General features: G+C 67.7%; 1 pseudogene. It reads right to left on the bottom strand.

The window, feature by feature from the left end:
* Positions 1-421, bottom strand: a pseudogene (locus tag NE591_RS12465) (NAD-dependent DNA ligase LigA); the annotation flags it as partial.
* Positions 422-437: the final 16 nt, after the last annotated feature.

The raw sequence follows: 437 nt of genomic DNA, 5'->3' as shown, positions 1-437 counted from the left end.
CGTCGCCGCGGGTGGCCGCCCGCACGAGCACGCCGTCCTCGTAGGTGAGTGCGATGGAGCTGCCGTCAATCTTCAGCTCGCAGCACAAAGGCGGAAGCGCCCCTCCGCAGGCCTCGGCGGTGCGCTCCATCCACTCGTCAAGCTCGTCTAAATCCATGGCGTTGTCGAGCGAGTACATGCGCCGCTCGTACACGACGGGTGCGAACTGCTCGCCCACATACCCGCCGACTCGCTGGGTGGGCGAGGAGGCCGTCACCAGCTCGGGGTGCGCCGCCTCTATCTCGCGCAGCTCCCGCATGAGCGAGTCGAAGGCCGCGTCCGAAATGGAGGGCGCGTCCAGGGCGTAATACTGGTAGCTGTGGTGCTCGATCTCGCGCCTGAGCGCTTCGGCCCGCGCCGCCGGATCCTGTCCTTCGAACAGATTGCCCTGCTCCGCC

It is taken from the genome of Adlercreutzia sp. DFI.6.23 (genome assembly GCF_024462535.1).
Taxonomy (GTDB): domain Bacteria; phylum Actinomycetota; class Coriobacteriia; order Coriobacteriales; family Eggerthellaceae; genus Adlercreutzia; species Adlercreutzia rubneri.
The sequence above is the reverse complement of the archived record's forward strand: the minus strand, read 5'-3'. Positions and strand labels throughout refer to the sequence as shown.